At 44.4% G+C, this 2,229-nt stretch carries 2 protein-coding genes; one reads left to right on the top strand and one right to left on the bottom strand.

What is annotated here, in order from left to right; all coding sequences use genetic code 11:
- On the bottom strand, positions 1–231 hold a 231-nt coding region (locus AC5JM2_RS21870; RefSeq protein WP_495836937.1), incomplete at its 3' end, for a hypothetical protein.
- 335 nt (positions 232–566) lie between these two features.
- Between AC5JM2_RS21870 and AC5JM2_RS21865 the strand changes: the two genes are divergently transcribed.
- Complete coding sequence (locus AC5JM2_RS21865; RefSeq protein WP_495836936.1) at positions 567–2,141, top strand: group II intron reverse transcriptase/maturase; 1,575 nt, start codon at positions 567–569, stop codon at positions 2,139–2,141.
- The last annotated feature ends 88 nt before the right edge of the window (positions 2,142–2,229 follow it).

The following is a 2,229-nucleotide window of genomic DNA, read 5'->3' as shown; positions in this document are numbered from 1 at the left end:
TAGTGCGATTCGTTGTGAGTAAATCACGGTAACCAGTCCGTAAATAACCTCACCAACCGAAGACAGCAGATTACTGTCGCAAAAAGGTTGAACTTCGGATGATATGAAGGTGAAAGCCCTTCTCTCCAAACTCAGGAGTAAACCCCTACCTGCCCACAGTGAGTAAACTCGGAATTTTACAGGCTGAAGCTGGGAACAGGGCGCAATCAGACGGTCGTTATGGGCTGACACTGGCGCTAATGGGAAGTGTACAAGATGAAACAGAACCTAAAAAAGCAACCTATCTTGAAGTAGGGCATAACATTAAAAACCCCTGACTTCGTTAGAGATAAAATCCCGCCGACCATTACATGCGGAGCGGTAAGAGTAAGGGGTTCTAGCGGTTGAAGTGGTTCCATCTGACGGCACGAAACAATCTCGTCCGAGGAACGAATAAAAACGAGTTAAAGGTCTTGGGAACGGTCGAAACCCAGGTAAGCCAGACGAGCGGCAGAATTCCTTTAATTCGGGTAGGACAGACCGTAATTGGTCTGAGGTGTTCAGAAAACAATCATTAGGAGTAGAGCATGGTTAGGCACAGTGACGGCACTAGTGAATCTTGGAGCAAATTACCTTGGAAGCAATTCCGACGGAATCTGTTCCGCCTACAAGTTAGGTTGTTCAAAGCAGTTAAAGCAGAAGACATGCGGAAAGCGCGGTCACTCCAGAAACTGATTCTGAAATCTAAGGCTGCGCGGTTACTGGCTATTAGACAAGTAACTCAGCTAAACGCTGGCAAAAAGACTCCGGGTATTGATGGGAAAGCGTCCCTCAACACTGAAGAACGCTTTTTACTTGAGGAACTCCTCAAAAATAAATACCTTAATTGGCATCATAGCAAATTAAGAGAAATCCCGATACCCAAGAAGGATGGTAAAACCAGAATTCTAAAAGTCCCTACTATCGCGGACAGAGCATGGCAATGCCTTGCGAAATACGCACTAGAACCAGCACACGAAGCAAAATTCCATGCAAGGAGCTACGGATTTAGAGCAGGACGTTCTGCGCAGGATGCACAGAAATATCTGTTTCAAAACCTAAACTCAAGTCAAAATGGAATAAATAAACGAGTCATAGAACTCGATATTGAAAAGTGCTTCGACAGGATAAGCCACAAAACCATTATGGATAACCTCATTGCCCCACAAGGTATGAGAAGATGTATTTTCCGCTGCCTTAAGGCTGGCGTTAATCCAGAATTTCCTGAACAAGGAACCCCACAAGGGGGTGTGGTAAGTCCGCTTTTAGCTAATATTGCGCTCAATGGCATCGAAAGTATACACAGATATCACACTAATAGTAAAAAGAAGATAACTCCGAATACTCCAGAGAGGGATATCATGGAACCATCAATCCGCTACGCGGACGATATGGTGATTATACTTAGACCCCATGACAACGCTGAAGAGATACTTGAGAAGATAAACCAGTTCCTTGCAGATAGAGGAATGAATGTCAGTGAAAAGAAAACCAAGATTACCGCTTCGACGGACGGCTTTGATTTCCTCGGCTGGCACTTTAAAGTGCAGAGCAATGGAAAATTTAGAAGTTTTCCCTCGGTGGACAACTTTAAAGCATTCCGTAAGAAAGTAAAAGCTATCGTTAACTGCTCTAACTATGGTTCCGAGGTCAAAGCTGAGAAATTAGCACCCTTGGTTAGAGGATGGAGGAATTATCACAGGTTCTGTAAGATGAATGGGACACGTAACTCGTTGTACTTCATACAGAAAAGAACCTTTGATAAATTCAATAAGGAAAGAAGAAATGACCGATACACTAGCAAGAAATTGCTAGACAAGGCATTTCCTAAAGTCTCCTACTCCGAAAACGCATTTATCAGCGTCAAAGGTGAAAAGTCACCATTCGACGGAGATATAACGTACTGGAGCGAGCGAAACAGCAAACTCTACGACGGCGAAACCTCTAAAGCTTTAAAACGGCAAAACCATAAATGTGGTCATTGCGGCATGAAGACGCTACCAGGTGAAACAGTCCACCTACACCATGTAGATGGTAACCACCAAAATTGGAAAACAAAAAACCTTCTAGCCGTACATGAAAGTTGTCACAATTACATCCACACGAGCAAGGAGAAATCCTAGAACATCGGGAGCCGAGTGCGGCGAAAGTCGCACGCTCGGATCTAACAGAGAGGTGCGCGGGATAATACCCGCCATCGACTCTAACCAG

This window comes from Brasilonema angustatum, assembly GCF_059505445.1.
This window is presented reverse-complemented; position numbering and strand designations above follow the sequence as displayed.

Coding starts and splice junctions, on each gene's coding strand:
- AC5JM2_RS21865 (WP_495836936.1), top strand. CDS start 567: ATGGTTAGGCACAGTGACGGCACTAGTGAATCTTGGAGCAAATTACCT.